The following is a 3846-nucleotide window of genomic DNA, read 5'->3' on the forward strand; positions in this document are numbered from 1 at the left end:
CTGAATGATGGGGGCGGCCCGTCCCCGTGGCGGGCCCGCGAACCGACCACAGCGGCCGAACCCCGACGAGGAGTGGCACATGCCCCACGACAGAGCCGGACAGCCCGCGCTGCCCGAGGACCTGACCGACATCCCCGCGCTGGTGACGGCTTACTACGCGCTCCACCCGGACCCGGCCGACGCCGACCAGAGGGTCGCCTTCGGCACCTCCGGGCACCGCGGTTCCTCACTGAACACCGCCTTCAACGAGGACCACATCGCGGCCACGAGCCAGGCCATCTGCGAGTACCGGGCCCGGCAGGGCACCACGGGCCCGCTCTTCCTCGGCGCCGACACGCACGCGCTCTCGGAGCCCGCGCGGGTCACGGCGCTGGAGGTCTTCGCCGCGAACGGCGTATCGGTGCTGATCGACGCGGACGACGGCTACACGCCGACCCCCGCCGTGTCGCACGCGATCCTGCGCTGGAACAAGGCCAGGGAGCGCGATCTCGCGGACGGGGTCGTCGTGACGCCCTCGCACAACCCGCCGGGCGACGGCGGGTTCAAGTACAACCCGCCGAGCGGCGGCCCCGCCGGGTCCGAGGCGACCGGCTGGGTCCAGGAACGGGCCAACCGGATCATCGCGGACGGCATGAGGGACGTCCGGCGCGTCCCGTACACGCGGGCGCTCGCGGCGGAGACGACGCAGCGTTACGACTTCCTCGGCACCTACGTCGACGACCTGCCCTCGGTCGTGGACCTGGAGGCGGTACGGGCCGCGGGCGTGCGCATCGGCGCCGACCCGCTCGGCGGCGCCTCGGTCGCGTACTGGGGCCGGATCGCGGAGCGGCACGGCATCGACCTGACGGTCGTCAACCCGTACACCGACCCGGCATGGCGTTTCATGACGCTGGACTGGGACGGCAAGATCCGGATGGACTGCTCCTCGCCGTACGCGATGGCCTCGCTCATCGCGCAGCGCGACCGCTACCAGCTCGCGACGGGCAACGACGCCGACGCCGACCGGCACGGCATCGTCACCCCCGACGGCGGGCTGATGAACCCCAACCACTACCTGTCCGTCGCGATCGGCTACCTCTACGCGCACCGTCCCGAGTGGCCGGCGGCGGCGGGGATCGGCAAGACGCTCGTCTCCTCCTCGATGATCGACCGCGTCGCGGGCGAGCTCGGGCGGCGGCTCGTGGAGGTCCCGGTCGGTTTCAAGTGGTTCGTGGACGGGCTGCTCGACGGCTCGCTCGGCTTCGGCGGCGAGGAGTCGGCGGGCGCCTCGTTCCTGCGCCGGGACGGCTCGGTGTGGACGACCGACAAGGACGGCGTCCTCCTCGCCCTCCTCGCCTCGGAGGTCCTCGCCGTCACCGGGCAGACGCCCTCGGAGCGGTACGCCGAGCTGACGGCCCGTTTCGGTGACCCGGCGTACGCGCGGATCGACGCGCCGGCGACGCGCGCGGAGAAGGCCGTGCTCGGCAAGCTCTCCCCCGCGCAGATCACCGCGGACACCCTGGCGGGCGAACCCGTCACCGCCGTCCTCACCGAGGCCCCGGGCAACGGCGCCCCGCTCGGCGGCATCAAGGTCACGACCGAGAACGCCTGGTTCGCGGCCCGCCCGAGCGGCACGGAGGACGTCTACAAGATCTACGCGGAGTCCTTCCGGGGCGCGCGGCACCTGGAGCAGGTGCAGGAGGAGGCGAAGGGCGTCGTGGGGGACGCGCTCAAGGGCTGACGGTCCGGCGGGGGCCCGCCCGGGGCCCCCGTCCCCGGTTGGGTGCGGGGTGTCGACCGTACGGCCGTATCGCCCGCGCGGCCTCCGGGGCCCCGTGCCCACAGTGGCGTATGCCCAGCCCCGCGCACCCGCCCGTGTACCCGCCGCCGCCCGCGCCGCCCTCGGGAGCAGCCGTCCCCGCGACCCGGCTGCGGCCCGCCGCCGTGTTCCTGGCGCTCGCGACCGTCGTGGCGCTCGTCGCCGGGTGGCCGCTCGCCGCCCGGGCGCTGCCCGACAAGGAGGGGCTGCGGGACGGGGCGCGGCTCACGATCGGCCCTTCGGGGAGCGGGCGGGTGGTGCTGCGGGTGCGCGGCGGGGGCTGGGAGCTGTCCCGCTCCGCGAGCGACCCGGACAGCGGCTATCTGCTCGGCCGGGCGGGGGTGCGGGTGCGCGCGAGCCGCGTCGACCTGCTCACGACGGAGGCGGCCGGCCGGCTGTGGCCGGGGCTGCGGGACGTGCTGCGGGCCTCGGACGCGGGCGCGCGGCTCGGGGCGCCGGGGAGCACCCGTACGACGGAGGGCCGCCCGGGCCGGACCGGGAGCGCGGAGCAGGGCGGGCGGCGGGGACGGGCCTTCGCCTTCGCCGCGCCGGACGCGGACTTCGCCGTCACCGTCGTCGTGCTCGGCGGGCGGGGAGCGGACCGGGAGGCGCTGCGCGAGGGGTACGCGCTCGCGCGCAGCGCCCGCTTCGAGGACGGGCCGGCGTGAGCGCGCCGCCGGCCACCGCCCCGGCCGCCGCGCCCGCCCGGTTCCGCGAGGTGCGCGCCTGGGCGGCGCGGCGCCGCCTCGGGGCGGCGCTCGTCGCGCTGTGCCTCTTCGGGCTCGGTGTGCTCGTCTGGAACTTCTCCGGCACGGCCCGGGCCTTCCCCGGGCCCGCGCTCCTGTCCGGCTTCCTCCTCGCGGTCGTGCTGTACGTCGCCTTCACGCTGCTGCGCCGGGTGCGGCCCGTGCGTACGCCGGACCGCAGGTGGAGCTGGGCCGGGGTGGTCTGGGGGGCCACGGCGGCGACGGGCTGCGCGCTGCTGGCCAACGGTGGTCTCTCGGCGGTGTGGTCGCGCACGGCGGGCATCGGCTTCACGTCCTCGTGGGGCGCGGCGCTGACCGCCCCGCTCAACGAGGAGGGCGTCAAGACGGCGGGGATCGTGCTGCTCGCGGTGGCCTTCCCGGCCCGGATGCGGGGCCCGCTGGACGGCTGGGTGCTGGGCGCGCTCGTGGGGCTCGGTTTCCAGATGGCGGAGAACTGGACGTACGCGCTCAACGGCATCGTCGGGACGGGCGGCACCGCGCCGGGCGACGCGGCGCTCCAGTCGGTGGTGGGCCGGGTCCTCTACACGGGGCTCGGCTCGCACTGGACGATGTCGGCGGTCGCGGGCACGGGGGTGGGGCTGCTGCTGAGCCGGTCGCCGGGGTCCGCGCGGCGGCGGCGCGCGGGGGCGGCGGCCTGCGTGCTGACGGCGGTCGGGATGCACTGGCTCTTCAACGCCCCGTTCCCCGGCTCGGGGCTCGGCACGGGCGTCAAGGCGGCGTTCGACTTCCTCCTGGCGGGCAGCTTCTGGATCGTCCTGCGGCACGCCTACCGGCGCCGTGCGCGGGCCGAGTTGCGTGCGCCGGGGGTCGCGCCGGGCGCGGAGCTGCTGCTGACCCGGCGCGGGCGCCGCCGGGCGCGCGCGTCGGTGCCGCAGGGGAGCGAGCGGGAGCGGTACGCGCGCCTCATGGTGGCCCAGCTCGACCTCCTGGAGGAGCGGGCGGGCACGGGGTGTCCGCGACCGGCCTTCGAGGCGGCGGCGCGGGCCCGGGTGGCCGAGGCGCGGTACGTCCCATCGGGCACCGGGGGCTACTGAGCGCGGCGGGCGCGTACGGTACGCCTCCGGCGCTCGCCACGCCCGGGCTCCCGCGCGACCGGCGGCGGGTGCATGACGCGGGCCCGGGTGGGGCATAGGATCGCCCAGATTCTGCGAAGGGAAGACTCATGGCATCGGCTACGTGTCCGTGCGGCGGTTCCTTCAGCACGGGCGACCCCAGTCCCGGCGGGGACACTCCCGCGCTGGTCCACCGCGACGCCCATGAACCGCGAGGCCCCGTGCCCCC

3 protein-coding genes are annotated in these 3846 nt (G+C 76.3%); all 3 read left to right on the plus strand.

The features are described 5' to 3' along the window. Positions 1-79: 79 nt before the first annotated feature. Positions 80-1720 carry a phosphoglucomutase (alpha-D-glucose-1,6-bisphosphate-dependent) gene (gene pgm / locus SSBG_RS01810; RefSeq protein WP_008744530.1) on the plus strand — a complete coding sequence of 547 codons (1641 nt, stop codon included), beginning with the start codon at positions 80-82 and terminating at the stop codon, positions 1718-1720. A 110-nt stretch (positions 1721-1830) separates the two neighbouring features. Then, positions 1831-2466, plus strand: coding sequence for a hypothetical protein (locus tag SSBG_RS01815; protein ID WP_234010307.1), 636 nt, complete (start codon positions 1831-1833; stop codon positions 2464-2466). Next, positions 2463-3599 (plus strand): PrsW family intramembrane metalloprotease, encoded by a 1137-nt coding sequence (locus SSBG_RS01820; protein WP_050776701.1) that lies wholly within the window; start codon positions 2463-2465, stop codon positions 3597-3599. The genes SSBG_RS01815 and SSBG_RS01820 overlap by 4 nt, the downstream gene beginning before the upstream one ends. Positions 3600-3846: the final 247 nt, after the last annotated feature.

It is taken from the genome of Streptomyces sp. SPB074, assembly GCF_000154905.1.
In the GTDB taxonomy this organism is placed as follows: domain Bacteria; phylum Actinomycetota; class Actinomycetes; order Streptomycetales; family Streptomycetaceae; genus Streptomyces.